General features: G+C 71.4%; 14 protein-coding genes. 11 read left to right on the top strand and 3 right to left on the bottom strand.

The features are described 5' to 3' along the window. Nucleotides 1–50 precede the first annotated feature (50 nt). Nucleotides 51–542, bottom strand: a complete 492-nt coding sequence (locus CSR00_RS01895) for a DUF1810 domain-containing protein (RefSeq protein ID WP_099020710.1) — start codon at nucleotides 540–542, stop codon at nucleotides 51–53. A 288-nt stretch (nucleotides 543–830) separates the two neighbouring features. Here CSR00_RS01895 and CSR00_RS01900 point away from each other — a divergent pair, with 288 nt between their 5' ends. The 11 genes from CSR00_RS01900 to CSR00_RS01950 all read left to right on the top strand — a co-directional run bounded on the left by CSR00_RS01900 (nucleotide 831) and on the right by CSR00_RS01950 (nucleotide 17,476). Continuing rightward, nucleotides 831–2,945: an adenylate/guanylate cyclase domain-containing protein gene (locus tag CSR00_RS01900; RefSeq protein WP_099020711.1), complete on the top strand. Its 2,115-nt coding sequence runs from the start codon at nucleotides 831–833 to the stop codon at nucleotides 2,943–2,945. Next, nucleotides 2,945–4,348 carry a mechanosensitive ion channel family protein gene (locus CSR00_RS01905; RefSeq protein ID WP_099020712.1) on the top strand — a complete coding sequence of 468 codons (1,404 nt, stop codon included), beginning with the start codon at nucleotides 2,945–2,947 and terminating at the stop codon, nucleotides 4,346–4,348. The genes CSR00_RS01900 and CSR00_RS01905 overlap by 1 nt, the downstream gene beginning before the upstream one ends. A gap of 57 nt (nucleotides 4,349–4,405) precedes the next feature. Then, on the top strand, nucleotides 4,406–6,844 hold the full coding sequence (lon, locus tag CSR00_RS01910) for an endopeptidase La (protein ID WP_099020713.1): 2,439 nt from the start codon (nucleotides 4,406–4,408) through the stop codon (nucleotides 6,842–6,844). Nucleotides 6,845–6,973: 129 nt separating this feature from the next. Beyond that, nucleotides 6,974–9,214 (top strand): adenylate/guanylate cyclase domain-containing protein, encoded by a 2,241-nt coding sequence (locus tag CSR00_RS01915; protein ID WP_099020714.1) that lies wholly within the window; start codon nucleotides 6,974–6,976, stop codon nucleotides 9,212–9,214. Further along, nucleotides 9,211–10,704 carry a mechanosensitive ion channel domain-containing protein gene (locus CSR00_RS01920; protein ID WP_099020715.1) on the top strand — a complete coding sequence of 498 codons (1,494 nt, stop codon included), beginning with the start codon at nucleotides 9,211–9,213 and terminating at the stop codon, nucleotides 10,702–10,704. Before CSR00_RS01915 ends, CSR00_RS01920 begins: the two co-directional genes overlap by 4 nt. Before the next feature lie 86 nt (nucleotides 10,705–10,790). Next, nucleotides 10,791–11,180, top strand: coding sequence for a nitroreductase/quinone reductase family protein (locus CSR00_RS01925; RefSeq protein WP_099020716.1), 390 nt, complete (start codon nucleotides 10,791–10,793; stop codon nucleotides 11,178–11,180). Between the two features lie 6 nt (nucleotides 11,181–11,186). Further along, nucleotides 11,187–11,537, top strand: a complete 351-nt coding sequence (locus CSR00_RS01930) for a TfoX/Sxy family protein (RefSeq protein ID WP_099020717.1) — start codon at nucleotides 11,187–11,189, stop codon at nucleotides 11,535–11,537. Between the two features lie 43 nt (nucleotides 11,538–11,580). Beyond that, nucleotides 11,581–12,228, top strand: a complete 648-nt coding sequence (locus tag CSR00_RS01935; RefSeq protein WP_099020718.1) for an HhH-GDP family DNA glycosylase — start codon at nucleotides 11,581–11,583, stop codon at nucleotides 12,226–12,228. A gap of 273 nt (nucleotides 12,229–12,501) precedes the next feature. Then, nucleotides 12,502–13,578, top strand: coding sequence for an endonuclease domain-containing protein (locus CSR00_RS01940; RefSeq protein WP_099020719.1), 1,077 nt, complete (start codon nucleotides 12,502–12,504; stop codon nucleotides 13,576–13,578). After that, the gene (locus CSR00_RS01945; protein ID WP_099020720.1) at nucleotides 13,575–14,249 is read left to right on the top strand and encodes a hypothetical protein; all 675 of its coding nucleotides are present in this window, start codon (nucleotides 13,575–13,577) and stop codon (nucleotides 14,247–14,249) included. The genes CSR00_RS01940 and CSR00_RS01945 overlap by 4 nt, the downstream gene beginning before the upstream one ends. Nucleotides 14,250–14,260: 11 nt before the next feature. After that, nucleotides 14,261–17,476, top strand: coding sequence for a helicase HerA domain-containing protein (locus CSR00_RS01950; RefSeq protein WP_099020804.1), 3,216 nt, complete (start codon nucleotides 14,261–14,263; stop codon nucleotides 17,474–17,476). Nucleotides 17,477–17,519: 43 nt separating this feature from the next. Here CSR00_RS01950 and CSR00_RS31510 read toward each other — a convergent pair whose 3' ends face one another. Together CSR00_RS31510 and CSR00_RS01960 are read right to left on the bottom strand one after the other, a co-directional pair. Then, nucleotides 17,520–19,346 carry an NAD-dependent epimerase/dehydratase family protein gene (locus tag CSR00_RS31510; RefSeq protein WP_099020721.1) on the bottom strand — a complete coding sequence of 609 codons (1,827 nt, stop codon included), beginning with the start codon at nucleotides 19,344–19,346 and terminating at the stop codon, nucleotides 17,520–17,522. Between the two features lie 122 nt (nucleotides 19,347–19,468). Beyond that, entirely contained in the window at nucleotides 19,469–20,956 is a 1,488-nt protein-coding gene (locus CSR00_RS01960; RefSeq protein ID WP_099020722.1) for an acetyl-CoA acetyltransferase, read from the bottom strand. Nucleotides 20,957–20,980: the final 24 nt, after the last annotated feature.

A 20,980-nucleotide genomic window follows, 5' to 3' on the forward strand; every position in this document is an offset into this window, starting at 1 on the left:
TTTCGAGCCGTTCGGTGTCGAGCCGTTCGGTATCGGCGGTTCGGCATCTACTACGCGTCGAGCAGCCCGAGCGTGCGGGGGTCCTGCGGGCCGTCGGGCAGGTCGCCGTAGAACTTCTCCAGCACCGCGACGAACACGCGATCGTCACCGTCGCTCGCCCGGGCGGCGCGGGCGAACAAGGTCATCGAACTGCGAACCTTGAGCACGTCGGGCCACCCGAAGATGTCCTCGGCCGAGCGGCCCTCGATGGCGGCCACCGCCTGGGCGCATTCCCGCAGCCGGGGGCCCAGCACCGGGTGCCGCAGATACGCGCGGGCCTCCGCGAGGCCCGAGATCGCGTAGTACCGGGCGGTGGGGCTGCTGCCCAGGCCGGCCAGTTGCGGGAACACGTACCAGATCCAGTGGCTGCGTTTGCGGCCCGCCCGCAGCTCACCCAGGGCCGTGTCGTAGGTCCCGCTCTGGGCCTCGACGAAGCGACGCAGCCCATCCTCATGTTCACCGTGATGTCCACCGTGGTCCGGGGTGTCAGCCAAACCCGCCATCCCAGCACCATGACACACGCCGGTAGGCTGGCGCGGGCGCGTGCGGGTTGCCGGGCTGCACCCCCTCCGCGGGCGCGGGCCAGGCCGCCGACGGAAGGGATACCCCGTGCCGGACATCCGGGAGTGGGTCAGCACAGGGCTTCGGGTGCCGGTTCCGGTGTGGGTCGCGGGGCCGGCGCCGTGGTGAACGCCGGGGGCTCTGCCGGCGACGGGACCGGCGCACCGGGTTCTGCCCCTGTTCGGCGACGTCGGTTCCGGCGGATCAGTATCCAATCCAAGCTGCTGCTGATGTTGCTGTTGACCAGCGTGTTGTCGGTGGCGGTGGTCGGCGCGATCGGGTTCCAGTCCGGTCGCGAGTCCCTGCGGGAATCGGTGTTCGACCGGCTCACCCTGATCCGCGGGGCCCAGTCGCGGATGCTGGAGAAGTCGCTGCGCGACCTGACCAATTCGATGGTCGTCTACACCCGCGGTGCCACCGCCGAGCAGGCCATTCACGAATTCACCGCCGGCTTCAACGATCTGCGTGACGCCGAGGTCACCCCGGAACAGCAGCAGGCCATCGTCAACTACTACGAGCAGAATTACAGCAACACCGACGACGGTGGCGCGGGCGCCGACACCGACTCCGACGCCGTGCAGGCCAAGGTGGAAGCGATTCTTCCCCGGTCGACCCCCCAACGCTATCTGCAGGCCAACTACACGGTGCGCACCGACTCGGGCGAGGAGGGAATCAACCTCGACGACGCCGGGGACGGCAGCGCGTGGACGGCGGCCAACGCCCGGTACAACGAGTTCTTCCGGCAGCTGGTCAAACGCCTGCACTCGTCCGATGTGATGCTCATCGACGGCCGCGGCGACGTCGTCTACAGCGTCGGCAAGGGCGTCGACCTGGGCACCAACGTGCTCTCCGGGCCCTACCGCGGCAGCAATCTGGCCGAGGCGTTCAAGGACGCCATGAACTCCAATTCCCTCGACTACGTCGCGATCAGTGATTTCGCCGAATACCAGCCGTCCGGGCGACCCACCGCCTGGATGGTCTCGCCGGTCGGGCCACCGGGCGGCGTACAGGGCGTGATGGCCCTCAAGCTGCCCGTGGACAACCTCAATCTCGGGATGACCTTCGGTGGGGACTGGGAGGGTGCCGGTCTGGGCAAGACCGGTGAGACGATCCTGGTGGGGTCCGATCTGTTGATGCGCTCGGATTCCCGGCTGTTCCTGCAGGACCCGGAGGCCTACAAGCGCGCCGTCGTGGCCGCGGGCACCCCCGTCGAGGTGGCCGACGAGGCGCTGCGGCAGGGCAGCACGATCCTGGTGCAGCCGATCGACACCGACGCGGTCAAGCGGGCGCTGCAGGGCGAGACCGGCACCGTGATCGCCACCGACTACGAGGGACGCCGGACGCTGCAGGCCTACGCGCCGGTCCGGGCCGCGGGACTGAACTGGGTCCTGATCGCCAAGATCGACGTCTCCGAGGCGTTCGCCCCGGTGGCGTCGTTCACCCGCACCCTGGTGATCTCCACGGTGGTGATCATTCTGGTGGTCTGCATCGCCGCGCTGCTGCTGGCGCGGGTGTTCGTCCGCCCGATCCGGCGGCTGGAGGCCGGCGCGGAGCGGATCGGCGCCGGCGACTACGACGTGGCGCTGAAGGTGACCTCGCGCGACGAGTTCGGCGACCTGACCCGGGCGTTCAACGAGATGAGCAGCAGCCTGCGCACCAAGGAGGACCAGCTCAACGAGCAGCGTCAGGAGAACGACCGGCTGCTGTTGTCGCTGATGCCCGAGCCGGTCGTCGAGCGCTACCGGGAGGGCGAGGAGAACATCGTCCAGGAGCACCGCGACGTGACGGTGCTGTTCGCCAACGTCGACGGCCTGGACCAGCTGGCCGAGTCGCTGTCGGCGCAGGAGTCGCTGTCGGTGGTCAATCAGCTGGTCCGGCAGTTCGACGCGGCCGCGGAGAACCTCGGGGTCGAGCGCGTCCGGACCCTGCACGACGGCTACCTGGCCAGTTGTGGGCTCACCGTGCCCCGGCTGGACAACGCGCGCCGCACCGTCGACTTCGCCATCGAGATGAACAACATCATCGAGCGCTTCAACGGTGAGACCGGCCACCGGCTGCGGCTGCGGGCGGGCATCAACACCGGCGTCGTGACCAGCGGCCTGCTCGGCCGGTCCAACCTCGTCTACGACATCTGGGGATCGGCGGTCAACATCGCCTACCGCCTGCACCGGGAGCCGTCCGAGGCCGGCATCTACGTCACCGAGCCCGTCTACGAGGCGATGCGCGACCTTCGCGACTTCACCGCCGAGAGCGAGATCGTGGTCAACGAGCGGGTCGAACAGACCTGGCGCCTGAGCGGGGGCGCCACGGGCACCCCGAACAGGACCCCGAACAGGAACCGGTGATGAGCGACATCTTCTCGGCCCCGTGGTTCTGGTGGGCGCTGGCGATCGCGGTGGCGCTGCCGGTGTCCCTGGTGGTGCTGACCGAGGTGCACAACGCGCTCCTGCGCCGGCGCAGCTACCTGGCACGGCCGGTCAGCCTGGTCCGCAACTACGTCCTGCCGCTCGCGGCGCTGCTGCTTCTGCTGCTCAAGGCCACCGAGGTGCGCCCGGAGGCCACGTCGGTGCGGGTGGTGGCCACCGTGCTCGGGTTCGTGGTGCTGGTGCTGCTGCTGTCCGGACTCAACGCCACGGTGTTCCAGAGCGCCCCGGAGGGCAGCTGGCGCAAGCGGGTGCCGTCGATCTTCCTCGACGTCGCCCGGTTCGTGCTGATCACCGTCGGGGTCGCCCTGATCTTCGCCTTCGTGTGGGGCGCCAACATCGGTGGCCTGTTCACCGCCCTGGGCATCGGCTCGATCGTGCTGGGCCTGACCCTGCAGAACTCCGTCGGGCAGGTCATCTCGGGGCTGTTGGTGCTCTTCGAGCAACCGTTCAAGATCGGCGACTGGGTCGCGACCCGCTGGATCGACGGCGGCCGGGTGGTCGAGGTCAACTGGCGGGCCACCCACCTGGACTCCGGGAACGGTGTCTATGTGCTGCCCAACTCCCTGCTGGCCACCGAGTGGTTCATCAATCTGAGTCTGCCCCGCGACGACCACTCGATCGACGTCGTCACCGCCTTCTCCCCCGGCGACGCCCCCGACGCGGTGTGCCGGATGCTGACGGGGGTGGCCCGGCAGCTGCCTCAGCTGCGACCGGACACCGAACCGGTGGCCCGCACCGGTGCCACCGGCGAGTACACCACCACGATCCCGGTGGGCTCCCCGGCCGATGACGTCGACGCCCGGGCCACCTTCCTGCGGTGGGTCTGGTACGCCGCGCGCCGCGAGGAACTCAAACTCGACGACATCGTCGACGACTTCCCGCTCCCGCTGCTCTTCGACGAGGCGATGGGCGTGGTCGGCCGCAGCCTGCACCTGGGGCGCACCGACCAGGAGCTGCTGCGCGAGCACCTGCGCGTCGTGCGGTACGGCGACGGGGAGACCGTGCAGCAGCGCGGACAGATCCCGGCCCGGATGATGTTCATCGTGCGGGGACGGATCCGGCTGGAACTGGACTCCGAGGCGGGCACGCTGATCGGCCTGCGCACGCTGGAACGCGGCGAGTTCCTCGGGCAGACGACGTTGACCCGGGAGCCGGTGCGGGCGCTGGCGCACGCGCTCGGCGAGGTCACGGTGGCGCAGATCGACCGTGAGCAGATCGAGAAGCTGGTGCTGCGCCGCCCGCTGCTGATGCAGGAGATCGGCCGGGTCATCGAGGAACGGCGCGACAGCGTGCGGCGGGTGCTGGCCAGCAGCAGCGATTAGGGGAACAAACAAACCGGAACCAAGGTTGAGCCTCTCAGAGTCAACTTTGGAGGTTTGATGCCAGAAAACACTGCTGCCCCGCAGGTGCTGCCGGTGCTGTTCGTGGCCGAGCCGATCGTGCTGCCCGGAATGGTGGTGCCGATCGAACTCGACGACGCCGCCCAGGCCGCCGTGCAGGCCGCGCAGTCCGCCGCAACCGACGGCGAATCCGGAACGCTGCTCATCGCACCGCGACTGGAGGACCGCTACCCGTCCCACGGTGTGATCGCGACCGTCCTGCAGGTCGGCCGGATCCCCGGCGGCGAGGGAACCGCCGCGGTGGTGCGCGGACAGAAGCGCGCCCACATCGGTGCCGGCGCCTCGGGTCCGGGTCCCGCCCTGTGGGTCACCGTGACCGAGGTCGACGAGACCCCGAGCCCGGAGTCCGGCGAGGACGTCAAGGCGCTGGCCGCCGAGTACAAGAAGCTGCTGCTGGCCATGCTGCAGCGGCGCGAGGCGTGGCAGATCATCGACTACGTCAACCGGATCACCGATCCGTCGGCCCTGGCCGACACGTCGGGGTACGCGTCCTACCTGACCGCCGAACAGAAGCGCCGGCTGCTGGAGACCGCCGACGTCGGCGAACGGCTGCGGGTCCTGATCGCCTGGATCAACGAGCACCTGGCCGAGGTCGAGGTCAACGACAAGATCGCCGAGGACGTGCGCGCCGGGATGGACAAGCAGCAGAAGGAGTTCCTGCTGCGCCAGCAACTGGCGGCCATCCGCAAGGAGCTCGGCGAGGGGCCGGACGGCGAGGGCGGCACCGACGACTACCGTGCCCGCATCGAGGCCGCCGATCTGCCCGAGAAGGTGCGCGAGGCCGCGCTGCGCGAGGTCGGCAAGCTGGAACGCTCCAACGAACAGAGCCCCGAGGGCGGCTGGATCCGCACCTGGCTGGACACCGTGCTGGAGCTGCCGTGGAACGTCACCACCGAGGACTCGGCCGACCTGAAGGCGGCCCGGGAGATCCTCGACGCCGACCACCACGGTCTGGATGACGTCAAGGAACGCATCGTGGAGTACCTGGCGGTGCGCGCCCGCCGCGCCCGGCGCGGCCTGGCCGTCGTCGGCGGCCGCGGGTCGGGTGCGGTGATGGTGCTGGCCGGTCCCCCGGGGGTGGGCAAGACCTCCCTGGGCGAATCGGTCGCGCGCGCCCTGGGCCGCAAGTTCGTTCGGGTGGCGCTCGGCGGCGTGCGCGACGAGGCCGAGATCCGCGGACACCGGCGCACCTATGTCGGCGCGCTGCCGGGCCGGATCGTGCGGGCCATCGGCGAGGCCGGGTCGATGAACCCGGTGGTGCTGCTCGACGAGATCGACAAGGTGGGCTCGGACTACCGCGGTGATCCCGCGGCCGCCCTGCTGGAGGTTCTCGACCCCGCGCAGAACCACACGTTCCGCGACCACTACCTGGACCTGGACCTCGACCTGAGCGACGTGGTGTTCCTGGCCACGGCCAATGTCGTCGAGAACATCCCGTCGGCACTGCTGGACCGCATGGAGCTGGTCACCATCGACGGATACACCGAGGACGACAAGGTGGCCATCGCCCGGGACTTCCTGTTGCCGCGGCAGGCCGAACGCGCGGCGCTGACCGACGACGAGGTCGGCGTCACCGACGCGGCGCTGCGCAGGATCGCGGCCGACTACACCCGCGAGCCGGGGGTGCGGCAGTTCGAGCGGCTGCTGGCCAAGGCGCTGCGCAAGGCGGCCACCAGGCTGGCCGAATCGAGCGAACCGATCACCATCGACGAGCCCGATCTCGTGGACTACCTGGGCCGCCCGCGGTTCATGCCGGAGTCGGCCGAACGCACGGCGGTGCCGGGCGTGGCCACGGGCCTGGCCGTCACCGGCCTGGGCGGCGATGTGCTCTACATCGAGGCCGGCTCGACCGGGTCGACCTCCCCTGGTGACGGGTCGCTGCAGCTGACGGGTCAGCTCGGCGACGTGATGAAGGAGTCCGCGCAGATCGCGCTGTCGTATGTGCGCGCCCATGCCGAGCAACTCGGCGTGGATCCCGCGGTGCTGGACCGCAAGATCCACGTGCACGTGCCCGCGGGCGCGGTGCCCAAGGACGGGCCCTCGGCGGGGGTGACCATGGTGACCGCACTGGTGTCCATGGCGACCGGGCGGCAGGTCCGCTCCGATGTCGGGATGACCGGCGAGGTCACCCTGAACGGCCGGGTGCTGCCGATCGGCGGCGTCAAGCAGAAGCTGCTGGCCGCCCAGCGTGCCGGGCTGACGACGGTGTTCATTCCGCAACGCAACGAGGCGGATCTGGACGACGTGCCGGCCGAGGTGCTGGAGGCCCTCGACGTCCGGCCGATGACCGACGTCGCCGAGATCGTCGCGCAGGCGCTGTACAGCGACGACAACACCGGTCATGACACCGGCGACGACACCGGCGACGACACCGGCGACAATGTCATCGACGTCGGGCCGGTCCGCCGCGCATCGTGAATGCCCGGGGCCGCGGGGGCGGCTGCGGCACGCGTCGGCCCCGCCCCCCGGCCACCTGCGACGACACCTGAGGGCGGAAATCACGGGCTGGGACGCCACCGGCGATTAGTCTCAGCCCGTGATGACTCGATGACTGCCGGCGCGGGGCCGGCAGCCGACGCCCACGCCGACGTCGACGAGTCCCCGGATACGGGTGGGACGGGGTCGAGCGCCCTGCCGGGCAAGCGGCGTCGCGGCCGCCGGCGTCCCCGGGCGCTCATGGGCCGGGTGAGCATCCAGTCCAAGATCCTGATCATGCTGCTGTTCACCAGCGTGCTCTCGGCCGCGATCGTCGGTGCGATCGGATTTCAGTCCGGCCGAAACGGGCTGCGGTCGGCGGTTTTCGATCAGTTGACGGAGCTGCGCGAGGCCCAGACCCGCCGACTGGAGGCGCTCTACGTCGAGATGACGAACTCGCTGGTGGTCTACTCGGGCGTCGAGACGACCACCAGCGCCATGACCGCGTTCCGCGCGGGGTTCGCCGAACTGTCCGACGCCACGATCACTCCCGAGCAGCAGCAGCGCCTCACCGACTTCTACGCCACCCAGTTCGCCCCCGAGGTGGAGAAGGAGTCCGGCCAGCGGCTCGATCTGGCCGCGGTGTTGCCCGCCTCGAACGCGCAGAGGTATCTGCAGGCGATCTACACCGCCCCGTACACCACCGACACCTCGGCTCTGAACGTCGACGATCCCGGTGACGGCAGCGCATGGAGTGCGGCCAATGCGCGCTACACCAAGTTCTTCCGGGAGATCGTCCGGCGCTTCGGGTTCCGGGACGCCCTGCTCATCGACCCGCAGGGCACCGTGGTCTACAGCGCCTACAAACAGGAGGAACTCGGCACCAATCTGCTGACCGGGCCCTACGCCACAGCGACGTTCACCGACGCGTTCAACAAGACGGTGAACGGCCGGGCACTGGAGAAGGTCGAGGTCACCGACTTCACCAACTATCTGCCGAACTACAACGAGCCCACCGCGTGGCTGATGTCGCCGGTCGGGACGGCCAGCCAGACCGACGGCGTGCTGGCCCTGGAGTTCCCGATCGAGAAGATCAACAACCTGATGACCTACAGCCAGGACTGGCGGGCCGTGGGCATGGGCAGTACCGGCGAGACCTACCTGGCCGGCCCCGACAACCTGATGCGCTCGGATTCGCGGCTGTTCCTGGAGGATCCGCAGAAATACAAGCAGGAGGTCGTCGCCGCGGGCACACCGCCCGACGTCGCCGAGAGCGCGATCCGGCTGCACGGTACGACGCTGGTCCAGCCCGTCGGCAACGACGCGCTGTCCCGCGCGCAGCGGGGCCAGTTCGGAACGCTGATCACCGAGGACTATCTCGGGAACCGCACGTTGCAGGCCTACGGCCCGGTGAACCTTCCGGGACTCAACTGGTCGCTGATCGCCAAGATCAACACCGACGAGGCCTTCACCCCGGTGCTGAACTTCACCCGCAAACTCGTCTGGTCGACCGTGCTGATCATCTTCCTGGTGTGCATCGCCTCGATGTTCCTGGCGCGGTTGTTCGTCCGCCCGATCAAGCGTCTGGAGGCGGGCGCCGAACGCATCGGCGCCGGTAACTTCGACACCACGCTGCCGGTGCTGTCCCGCGACGAATTCGGTGATCTGACCATGGTGTTCAACGAGATGAGTCGCGGCCTCAAGACCCATCAGGACCTGCTCGCCGAGCAGCAGCGGGAGAACCGCCGTCTGCTGCTGTCCTTGATGCCGGAGGCGGTGGCGGACCGCCACCGCGGCGGTGAGGACACCGTCGCCGAGGATCACCGGGACGTGTCGGTGATCTTCGCCGACATCGTCGGACTCGACGAACTGGCCACCCAGTTGCCCGCCGAGGAGCTGCTCAGGGTGGTCAACCACATCGTGCGGCAATTCGACGCCGCCGCAGAGGAACTCGGTGTCGAGCGGGTCCGCACGATGCGCAGCGGCTACCTGGCCAGTTGCGGTCTGAACACGCCGTGGCTGGACAACGTGCGGCGCACCGTCGACTTCGCGGTCGAGATCGACAGCATCATCGAGCGGTTCAACAACGAGACCGGACACCACCTGGCGCTGCGGATCGGTATCGACACCGGCACCGTCACCACGGGTCTGGTCGGGCGCACCACCGTCGTCTACGACATGTGGGGTGCGGCGGTCAATCTCGCGCACCGGGCCCAGAGTGGTCCCGCCGAGCCGGGTATCTATGTCTCCACGGCGGTCTACGACGCGATGCGCGATGTGCGGCAGTTCGCCCCGGCCGGGGAGGTCGCCGTCGCCGGCGCACCGGGCGCGGCCACCGAGCAGATCTGGAAGCTCGTGGAGCCGCCGGCATGACCCCGCTGTGGGAGTCCTCCTGGTTCTCCTGGTCGGTCGCGGTCGCGATCGGCCTGCCGGTGGGCCTGGTGGCCTTGACGGAGCTGCATCAGACGCTGGTGCGCAGGGGCTCGGTGCTGGCCCGGCCGGTGGCGGTGACGCGCACCTATCTGCTGCCCCTGGTCGCGCTGCTGATCCTGATGCTCAAGGCACGCGACATGCCCTGGCACGACACCTGGGTTCGCGTGGTGGCCACCGCGGTGGGCTTCGTGGTGCTGGTCCTGGCGCTCTCGGGGCTGAAGGCGACGCTGTTCCACGGCGCGCCGGAAGGCAGCTGGCGCAAGCGAATGCCCTCGATCTTCCTCGACGTGGCCCGGTTCGTGCTCATCGCGGTCGGGGTGGCGCTGATCCTGGCCTACGTGTGGGGCGCCAAGGTCGGCGGTGTGTTCACCGCGCTGGGCATCTCCTCGATCGTCCTGGGCCTGATCCTGCAGAACTCGGTCGGCCAGATCATCTCCGGTCTGTTGATGCTGTTCGAGCAGCCGTTCCGGCTCGGCGACTGGTTGAAGACGCCGACCGCCGACGGCCGGGTGGTCGAAGTCAACTGGCGCTCGGTGCACATCGACACCGGAATGGGCCTGCAGATCACACCCAATTCGGTGCTCGCCGCGGCCTCGTTCACCAACCTCAGCAGGCCCGCCGGCGCCCACCGGATCGTCGTGGCGACGTCGTTCGACACCGCCGACCCGCCGGAGCAGGTGTGCGCGCTGCTGACCCGGGTCGCCGAGGACCTGCCCCATCTGAGCCCCGGCGCCGGGCCGTCGGCCGAACCGCTCGGCGGCACCGGCTTCCAGGTGTCGATCCCCCTGCGCAGCCCCGCCGACGAGGAGCCCGCTCGAGCGGTCTACCTGCGCAGGTTGTGGTACGCCTCGCGGCGCGCCGGGCTGCATCTCGAGGGCGCCACCGACGACTACTCCAGCAGCACCCGCCGGGTTCAGGCGCTGGCCGCCGTGGCCCGCACCCTGCGCCTGACCCCGGCCGACCAGCGTGCTCTGGTGGACGATGTCCGGCTGGTCCGCTACGCCGACGACGAGACGATCCAGTACCTCGGTTCGGTGGCGGACTCCATGAAATTCGTGCTGGGCGGGGCGGTCCGGCTGCTCGTCCCCGGCCAGGACGGGGGCATGGTCGAGGTGCGCGTGCTCAAGGTCGGCGACTTTATCGGGGCCACCACCCTGACGCGGGAGCCCCTGCTCTCGGCGGCCACGGCCATCGGCGAGGTGACGTTGCTGGAGGTTCCCCGCTCCGAGATCGCCGACCTCGTCGCCCGGAAACCGACGCTGCTGCGCGACATCGGCCGCGCGATCGAGGACCGCCGCCGGGAGATCCGGGAGGGCCGGCAGGGCACGGGTACTCACGACACGGCCACTCACGACACGGGCTCCGGCGCCGCGTCGCCGAACGAGGCCACCGGCACCGACCCCGGTCGGCAGGCCCTCGGCAGGCGCTGAGCATTCCCGGGTCCTCCCCCGCCCCGGGCCGGTGATGGCGGACAAACCCTTGCGGTCCCGCGGCACCCGGGACAGATAATGGGGTCATGCCGGACCCGAACACACTCAAACGCGATGTCGTGCACGCCGTGCAGCGCTATCTGATCAATCCGGTCGGCCGGCGGCTGCCCACCACGATGATCGAGACGGTCGGGCGCACGTCGAAGAAGCCGCGGCGCACCAACGTCGGCGGCACCCTTGACGGCGACACGTTCTGGATCGTCGCCGAGCACGGCGAACACGCCGACTACGTCAAGAACATCAAGGCCGACCCGGCGGTGCGGCTGCGTCTGCGCGGGCGCTGGCGGACCGGTACGGCGCACCTGCTGCCCGATGACGACCCGATGCAGCGGCTACGTGACCAGCCGACCTCCAACAGCGCGGTCGTGCGGGCATTGGGCACCGAGCTGCTCACCGTCCGCGTCGATCTGGACTGAGCTGCGATGGCCTACGACGAGGTGCTGGCCAACCGGCTGCGCGACGTGCTCAGCTCGCGGCGCGGGATCGACGAGAAGGCCATGTTCGGCGGGCTGGGGTTCCTCGTCGGCGGCCATCTGGTGGTCGCGGCCAGCCGCGACGGTGGGCTTCTGGTGCGCGTGCCGCCGTCGGAGACCGAGACGCTGCTGGACGCGGCGGGCGGGCGCGGTCACGTCACCCCCATGGTGATGGCCGGCCGGCCCAGACGCGGGTGGCTCCACGTCGCCGCGGAGGGCCTGAACACCCGGCGCCAGCTCACGAGCTGGGTCGGCCGGGCACTGGACTACGTCGACACCCTGCCGGCCAAACCCGGCTGACCGACCGGGTTCACCCCGCCGTGGCACGGGTATTCCCGCACTGATGTCCGCACCCGATTCCCGCACGGAGCTGACCCGGCGCCTGCTCGACGAGGCCGGAACCACCTACGCGCAGCAGGCCGGTATCCACCTGACGAACACGCCGATGCCGTTGTTCCAGCTGCTTGTGCTGGCGATGTTGGCGGCCAAGCCGATTCACGCCGACACCGCCACCGCCGCGGCCCGGGAGCTCTGGGGAGCCGGGCTGCGCACGCCCGGCGCGGTGCTCGGCGGTGACCGCGCGAGGATGATCGAGGCGTTCGGGCGTGCCGGCTACGCCCGCTACGACGAGAGCTCGGCGACCCGGTTGACCGACATGGCCACCATGGTGCGCGACGACTACCACGGCGACCTGCGCGGGCTCGCCGAGCGGGCCGGCGGCGACACCGGCGAGGCGGCCCGCCTGCTCACGCGCTTCAAGGGGATCGGGGCCACCGGCGCCGCGATCTTCCTGCGCGAGGTCCAGGACGCGTGGCCCTGGGTGCGGCCCTACTTCGACGAGCGGGCTCGGCAGGCCGCCGGGCAGCTCGGCCTGCCCACCGATCCCGACCGGTTGGGCGCCCTGGCCTGCGGGGACAACGCGCGCCTGGCCGCGGCCCTGGAACGGGTCTCGCGCGACGAGAGGCTCATGGGCGAACTGACCGGTTCGTGACCGGTCCCGGAGCGGTCCCGGAGCGGTCCAGGACGCCGTGACGACAGGCGCGACGACAGGAAGGCGCCGATCCGCTCCCGGGAGGCCGTGGACCCCGACGCACCGGCCGATCCGAACCGCCAGCTCAGCACGCTCGCCCCAACGGGCCCCGCGGGTGACTGACCCTCCCGCCGTCCGGTAGGCGACAATGACAGGACGGACAGCACGGCGGACAGGGCACGAGGGACAGGGCACGACGGACAGGGCCGGAGGGGGCGTTTGGTAGGGGCGCAGATGCCATCGGAGCCCGCGGCCGCCGGTCTGGACGTGTCCGCCCTGCCGGCCGATCGGGTGGTCGGTGTGCTCGGGCCGGATCCCGAGCAGTTCAGCGTCGGTCTGGACCCGTTGCCGGCGGATGCGCCGGTGGTCATCGGTTACCAGGTGACCGCCGAAGGTGAACCGACCCCGGCCGGTTCACGTTCGGTGGTCAGCGAGGTGCTCGCGGTGCTGGAGTCGGCGGTACGCGACCTCTTCCCCGCCTGGCTACCGGGTGCGCCGGCCGGGTCCGGCAGCGACTTCGATCGGCGCACCGCACGCCGGCTGGGGCGGATCGCGGGTTCGCGGAGCCCCCACTTCGGCCCGCTGCTGGCCGACCTGGCCGACGCGGCGTTGGCCGGCAGGCCCCTGCGCGGGGGTTACGACCCTGCGCATCTGGGTCGTGGGCTGGCGGCACTGCTCGCCGAGACCTATGGCCGCGACGGCGTGGTCATCGCGCTGCATCGCCAGCACGTCGGCGCCGGTGCCGACCGGGAAGCCGACCGGGACGTCGTCGCCACGGCCGCGGAATGGTTGGCCAACCACGTGGGCGTGGGTGTCTGGCTGCTGGGCGATCTGGCCCGGGATTCCGATCGGATCCCGCTGGTGAGCGTTCTCGTGCCCGACTACCTGCGCACCCTGCAGCGGCCGCGGGCCGGCGCGGGCGCAGGCCTCGCCACGGTGCCCGCGCTGGTCGGGCGCCCCCACCCGGGCAGCGCGGTGGAGCAGGCCGTGGAGGCGGCGCTGGGCCGCTGCGCCTGGGCGCACGGGCGCACCTGGAATCAGACCCACTGGGGAGGGCGACGCTTCTTGCCGCCGCTGCGGGTGGATCTGATGTGGCCGCGCGAGCGGGTCGTCGTCGAACTCGACGGCCCCGACCACCGTGGCGCACTGAAATACGCCGACGACCGCCGCCGCGACAACACGCTGGTTCTGGCGGGTTTCGCCGTGCTGCGGTTCACCAACGACGAAGTCAGCGCGGACCTGTCACGCACACTTGCCATGATCGAAGAGTTGCTGGCGGCCCGACGGAGCGACGAAGGGATGCATACGTGAACGTGAGGCCCGAGGACCTGACGGGAGCCGAGCAGGCGGTGCTTCTGGTACTGATGGCTGAGGTGCGGCCCGTTCCCAACCCCGAGCTGGCACAGTTGGGGCCCGAACTGACCAAGCCGAGCCGGGAGAAGCTCAACCGGCTCGGTCTGATCGAATCGACCCAGGAGGGCAGACGCTTCGTGCACGAGCTCACCGACCGCGGTTGGGCGACCTGCCGCAGCCTTCTCGGCGCTGCGGTCCCGCCGGGCGCCAAGGGCCAGGCCAAGGCGTTCTACACCGTCCTGCGCGGGCTCGGGACCTATCTGGAGCGCGAGGACGTGCCGCTGGCGGAGGTGTTCCGCACCTCCCGCCCGGTCGCACGTTCCGGGGCAACCGTTGCTGTCGGGGCGGCCGGGGCGGCGCCGACCGGCGAATCGGCAGAGACGCTGATCCGCTCCTCCTACGGCCGTCTTGCCGGCGCCCCGGGCGGCTGGGTCGGGCTGGCCCGGCTGCGCGCCGCCGTCGGCGGGGTCGCCCGGACCGACCTCGACGCCGAACTGAGACGGATGTACCGGATTCCGGGCGTGCACTTGATCCCCGAGGAGAACCAGAAGGTGTTGACCGCCGAGGACCGCGCCGCCGCCGTCGAGATCGGCGGCCAGGCCAAACACGTCATCGCGATCGAGGCCTGATGGGTGACCCGATGAACTCCGAAGAGCGCGAGGCACTGTCGGCCCTGCGGCTGACGTGGGCCCCCACCTCCGACGACCTGTGGCGCCCACAGACCGAGCTGCACGTCGCCGGCCTCAACGACAACGTGCTCGCCGAGGTGATGGCCGCCGTCGACGACGCCGCCGTCGACCCCGACGGCAGCCCGCTGGGCGTGGTGCTTCGGGGCCAGGCCGGCTCCGGCAAGACCCACATGCTCGGCCAGGTCCGGGAACGCGTCCAGGCCGCCGGCGGGTTCTTCTTCGTCGTGGAACTGCTCGACGCCACCAGCTTCTGGCAGTCGGCCCGGGCGGGCATCCTGGAGAGCCTCGGGCGGCCCGGCGCCCGGCGCGAGACGCAGCTCAAGGACCTGTTGTGGGAGCTGGCCTCGATCGCGCACGTCTCCCGGGCCGCCCGCCGCGCCATCGCCGGCGACGACGAGCTGAGCCCGGACATCCTCGACGAGTTCGTCACCGCCCTGCACAAGGTCCACCGTGAGACCGTCCGGCAGTGCCGGCACGTGTTGCGGGCGCTGGTTCTGGTGGGCTCGTCGGACTTCGGACTGCAGGACATCGGCGAGGCGTACCTGAGCTCGCACGAGGACGCCGGCGGCGATCGCGGCGGCTGGGGGCTGCCGGCGTCGACGGCCACGCCGCAGGAGACCGTGCGCGACATCGCGCGGATCGTGGCGCTGGCCGGCCCCGCCGTGCTCGCCGTCGACCAGATCGACACCCTGCTGGCCCAGTCCACCGAACGCATCGACACCGCCGCCGCACCGACCGACAACCGCGACCTCGAACACGTCGCGCACGGCCTGATGTCGATCCGCCAGACGATGCGCCGCACCGTCGGCGTGGTCGCCTGCCTGCCCGCCGCGTGGGAGAGCATCCAGCACCGGGCCACCGCCACCGTCGCCGACCGGTTCCGGGTGACCTCCCCGCTGCAGGGGCTGCCCACCCCGGAACTGGGCCGCGCCATCCTGGAACGCCGGTTCGCCGCCGGGTACGCCGCCGTCGGCTTCACTCCGCCCTACCCGAGCTGGCCGATCCGGGCCGACGCCTTCGCCGACGCCCCGAACTACACGCCACGCCAGCTGCTCAAACGCGCCGACGCCCACATCCGCGGCTGTCTGAGCAGCGACGAGGTCGTCGAGCTGGCCTCGCTGGCCGACGGCCGCGGCGCCGAGGCTCCCGGCGCCGGAAGCGCCGGCACGGACTCCGGACGGTCGCCCGCGTCCGAGGCGCATGCCGGCGACCAGTACGGCGGACTCGATGCCCGCTTCGCCGAGTTCCGCCGCCGGGCGGTCACCGTGGCCGCACTGGACCCCGAGGGCGAGGACACCACCATGCCCGAACTGCTGCACGCCGCCCTGCGGGCCTGGATCGAGGAGGACGGCGACGGCGGGGACCTCGGGGACTTCCGCGTGGATCCACCGCCCGGGGCGCGGGTACCGCTGCACGCACGCCTGCGCCGCAGCCTGGACCCCGCCACCGACGACGAACGGCACTGGGCATTTCGCGCGATCGCCGCCGGCCATCCGGTGGCCGTCCAGAATCGGATCCGAAGTGCCTGCCAGGCAACGGGTTTCGGCAACAACCTGGATCGGCGCAAGTTGTTCCTGCTGCGCAACAGCCCCTGGCCCAGCGGCAAGAAGACGACCGCGATGATCGAGGACTTCACCGCGGCGGGCGGACGTACCCTGCACGTCTCCGACGCCGACCTGCGCACCATGACCGCACTGCGCGACCTGGTCGAGGAGGACGCCCGCGAGTTGCCGCAGTGGTTGCGTGCCCGGATGCCCGCCCACACGATCACGCTGCTGCGCGAGGCCCTCGGCGAGGAGGCCGGTCCGCTGCCCCCGCCCGGGCCGCAGCCCGGGGACACCGACGAGCCGGCGGCCGCGGAGGCCGAGCAGGAGGCGGGAGGCGAGGCCGAGCGGCGGCCGGAAACACCCGCCGAGGAGACGCCGCGCTCTCCGACCGCGATCCCGCTGGGCTTCGACGAGGTCGACGGTGCCCGCCGCGACGTCGACCTGGCCGCGCTGCGCAAGCACACCGTGATCTTCGCCGGGTCGGGCTCGGGCAAGACCGTGCTGATCCGCCGGATGGTCGAGGAGTGCGCGCTGCGGGGCGTGTCCTCGATCGTGCTGGACCCCAACAACGACCTGTCCCGGCTGGGCTCGGCGTGGCCACAGCAACCACCGGGCTGGAACCCGGACGACACCGCGCGCGCGGCACAGTTCCTGGCCGAGACCGACGTGGTGGTGTGGACACCGAACCGCAAGGCCGGCCGGCCGCTGTCGTTTCAGCCGTTGCCGGACTTCTCCGCGGTGGCCGAGGACCCCGACGAGTTCGCCGCGGCGGTGGACTCCGCGGTGGCCGCCCTGGAGCCGCGGGCGCTGATCACCGGCCGCACCGCCAAGGCCAACCTGCGCCGGGCGGTGCTCCGTCAGGTCCTGGGCTGGTACGGCCAGCGCGGCGGCAGCTCGCTGGCCGAGTTCGTCGACCTGCTCGGGGAGCTGCCCGACGGGGTCAGCAGCCTGGGCAACGCCGCCGCCCTGGCCGCCGAGCTCGGGCAGAACCTGCAGGCCGCCATGATCAACGACGCGATGTTCGGCGGCGCCGGCACCCCGGCCGACCCGGGCACGCTGCTCACGCCGGCGCCGGGGTACCGGGCGCGGGTCTCGGTGATCAGCATGGTGGGCCTGGCCGGTGAGGCCCAGCGCGAGGGTTTCGTCAACCAGCTGCAGATGGCGCTGTTCGCCTGGCTGCGGCGCCACCCCGCCGGGGAGCGTCCGCTCGGTGGGCTGCTGGTGATGGACGAGGCGCAGAACTTCGCCCCGGCCCGCGGGACGACCGCCTGCCTGCGCAGCACGCTGGCCCTGTCCTCGCAGGCGCGCAAGTACGGTCTGGGCCTGGTGTATGCCACACAGTCGCCGAAGGGCCTGCACAACACGATTCCGGGAAACGCGGCAACGCAGTTCTACGGACTGCTGAACTCACCCACCCAGATCGACACCGCCCAGGAGATCGCCCGGGCCAAGGGCGGGCTGGTGCCCGAGATCAGCCGGCTGCGCGCGGGCAACTTCTACCTGGCTCTCGAGGGTGAGCCGTTCCACCGGATCCGGGCCCCGTGGTGCCTGTCGCACCACCCGCCGAGCCCGCCGACCGTCGAGGACGTGTTGCGGCTGGCCCGCGACGGCGAGGACTGACACCCGGCGCCGGTCCCGCCGGGACCCCGGGGCGGGGAACCGATCAGGCGGGCACCCAGTCGATCTCGAACGTCTCCGGCATCTGCAGGGTCTGCAACCGTTCGTTCTCGGCGCGTCGGCACTTGGCCCGCAGCCGCAGATCGATCGGCGCGGTGAGGACCTCGTCGCAGGTCAGGTAGAAGATGTCGGAGGGCTCCCCCAGCATGCGCTGTCCGGCCAGCCGGGTTCCCCGCTCGAGCAGCGCCGTCCGCAACTGCCACAGGTACTGCGCGGTCACCTCCCAGCAGCGGCGGCGGGCGGTGCCGGCGGCGTCGGCGAGCCGGACGGCCCACCGCGGCTTGACGTCGGCGGTCGCGGCGGGATCGGTGTCGGCCGCATGCTCGGGGTCGGGGGTGCGCTCCTCGACGGGGTCGTCGCTCAGGACGGCGGCCGCCGCGGCGAGCTCGCCGGAGGTGGCGGCAAGCTGGAACACCTCACTGGGCCGTCGCTGCCCGCCGGCCAGGCCGCGCAGGGCGTCCTCGAGTACCCGGCCGAGCGCCGCCAGCCGGAATCCCTGCTGAATTCTGCTGCGCAACAAACCGATCCGCGCCTCCAGCGCGGCGTCGCTGAGCCCGGCGCAGGCCGTCTCGTCGGACCGTTCGGCGTCGAGGGCCGCGGCGAACTCGGCGGCGCGCTCACCGAACCGGCGCGCCGGTGAAAGCATACGGCGCGCGTTCCGGTACCGGTGGGTGCGGGACTGCCCCTCCCCGGCGGCGTCGGCCACCGAGAGCCCCGAATACAGGTGGTGGCCGAACACCGCGACCGCGCGGGCCTGCCACTCCGCGGCCACCGAACCGCGCAGGCCCAGCGCACGCGAGGTGGTGTCCTGCGCCACCCGCAGCGCACCCAGCACCACGTCCAGCGACACCGGCGTCAGCGGCCCCGCCCCGTAGCCGTCCCGGCTGAACACCGGGAACCGGCGATCGATCAGGCTGTCGAACTCACCGGAGACACCGTTGGGTGCCGGGTCGTGCAGCACGATCGCCGCGCTGCGCGCCGGTGTCACGGTGCCCGAACCGCGGGGCGATTCCATCGGCAGCGCCGACCACCACTCGGTGTCGCGGGCGCCGGCCGCGGTGACCCGGCGCCCGGCCAGCCCCCGGGCGGTGTCGGCGACGGCATCGGCGGCACTCCATCCGCACTCGAAATCCCATTGCCGGTGCAGCGGAACGAGCTTGTAGCCCGGATCGTGGTCGGTCCAGGCCACCCCGCCGCGCCCGCCGGCACCCGCGCGCAGCAGCAGCCGGCGGGCCGTCACCAGGGTGACCGCGTCGGTGGTGGCCAGGTCGACCACCCCGGTGCGGTGCGATCCGACCGCACGGATCAGGAACCGGCGCAGGTCGTCGTGGTGCAGCACCCGCATCGTCGCCGGGCCGTGCGAGTTCACGATCGTCCGTACCGTGCGGGCCACCATCCAGTCGATCTGGCGTCCGACCGCCGGGGCGACGCGGATCACCAGGCTGGGCCCCCACGCCGAGGACACCAGGGTCTCGGCCTCGCGGTAGAGCGCCGGGTCGCCGCAGGCCTGGGAGACGAAGACCAGCCGGGCGCCGGCCTGGGCGGCGGCGTCGGCGACGTGGACGACGCCGCCCAGGCCGGCGCTCTCGGGGGCCGCGGCCTCGACCGGGGCCAGGTGGATCACCGTGTCGGCGCCGTCGGCCAGATAGCGCGGCAGCCCGGCCTGCAACCGGCCCAGCGTCAGCTCCACCCGGGGATCGAGATCGGGGTGAGCGCGCAGCGCGACACCGCTCACCTCGTGTCCGGCGGCCAGCAGGTCGGCCGCCACCGCGCGACCCAGCCTGCTGGTGACGCCGGTCAACAAGATCCGCATGCGATCCCCGTCCCCCGATCGGTACCGCACAGCGTAGTCGGCTGCTCTGCCGCGTGGGGCGGGTTTTGCCGGGGCATCGCCGACAGTCGGGGCAGGTCGGGGCGGCCGGTAGGGGCGGGCGGTCAGGGAAGCGTGGCCGTCCCGTCGGCTCGCACGCTCACCTTCGAGCCGGTGAGTTCGTCCAGGTCACCGGCCAGCGCCGCGCCCGCCGCATCCTGGTCGGGCACCACCGCCAGGGTGCGGGCGTCATCGGGAGTGCGCACCGCCAGGAACACCCGGGCGGGGCCGCCGTCGCGGTCGAACGGTGCCGTCCAGGACTCGACGGTGCCGACCCCTTCCCACTCGGTGTGGGCCCGCCGGACGGGTTCGCGGTCGACCTCGTCCTGCACATCGGCCCAGCGGAAGGCGGCCGGCGGCGGGGTGGCGCTGTACACGCCGAACGCGTGCTTGGTCAGGTAACCGCCGTTGGCGGTGATCAGTCCGCGCCGGCCCGGCTCGGCGGCCAGGCGCTGGGCCATGGTCGCGATCGCGTGCATGACGTAGTTGTTCCACGGCCCGCCGGCGAAGGTCAGGCCGCCCGTGACCGTCAGGGGGCGCGCATCGTCGGTGGTCGACAGCCCCAGCTCGTCGGCGGCGACCTGGACCGCCGACGGGAAGCACGAGTACACGTCCACCAGGTCCACCTCGTCGATCCCCAGGCCGGCCAGCTCCAGGGCGCGCCGCCCGGCGAACCGGATCGCCGGGGACCGGTGGTAGTCGGCGCGGGTACTGATCGCGTAGGTGTCGTGCGAATCCGTGCCCGCCCACGGGAAGACCCACCGCTCCCGCGGAACCCGCAGGTAGGTCGCCTGCTCGACGGAGGTCAGGATGAGCGCCGCGCCCTGGTCCACCATGTTGTTGGAGTTCAGCAGCTTGGTGTAGGGCCAGCTGATCATCCGGTTGTCCGGGCCGGGGGTCACGATCTGCTCGGCGGTGTAGGACGTCGAGGACCAGGCGTGCGGGTTGGTGGTGGCCACGGCGTTGAACCGCTGCCACAACGCGCCCAGGCGCTCCCGGTGGCGGTGCTGGGACTCGCCGCGGTGGGCCCGCAGCGCCTCCTCGAACAGCGGATAGACGTGCGACGGCGCGGCCAGGCCGATGCGCTGCTGCTCGGGCATCACCATGTCGAACTCGTCCTCGGCGCCCGGCGGCACCGGCACCGATTCGTCCTGGGTGGTCCACTGCGGCCGGATGCCCTGGGCCTTCTGTCGCTTGCGCGAACGCCACGTCTCCGCGCCGGCCAGCAGCACCACCCGGTCGCGGCCGGCGAGGATGTCCAGGCAGGCCTGGTTGACCAGGGACTGCGGCACGTTGCCACCGATCGCGGAGTACCGGGTGGCCGGGTTGTCGGCCCCGATGCGCTGTCCCAGCTCCAGGCCCGGGTCGCGGTAGCGCCACGACAGCAGGTTCACGACCCGGATGGCGTCGACCGCCTGCAGCACCCGGGGGTCGGCGGCCTCCCGGGCCGCGGCGGCCATCAGGGCGACCGGCTCCTGTGCGTCCTCGGCCGGAACATGCTGATTGACCTGGCCGTAGCCGATGAGCACGGGAGTCCTGGGGTCGAGGGCCATGGCTGCACGCTATCAGCGCGCGAC

Source organism: Mycolicibacterium palauense (assembly GCF_002592005.1).
Lineage (GTDB): Bacteria > Actinomycetota > Actinomycetes > Mycobacteriales > Mycobacteriaceae > Mycobacterium > Mycobacterium palauense.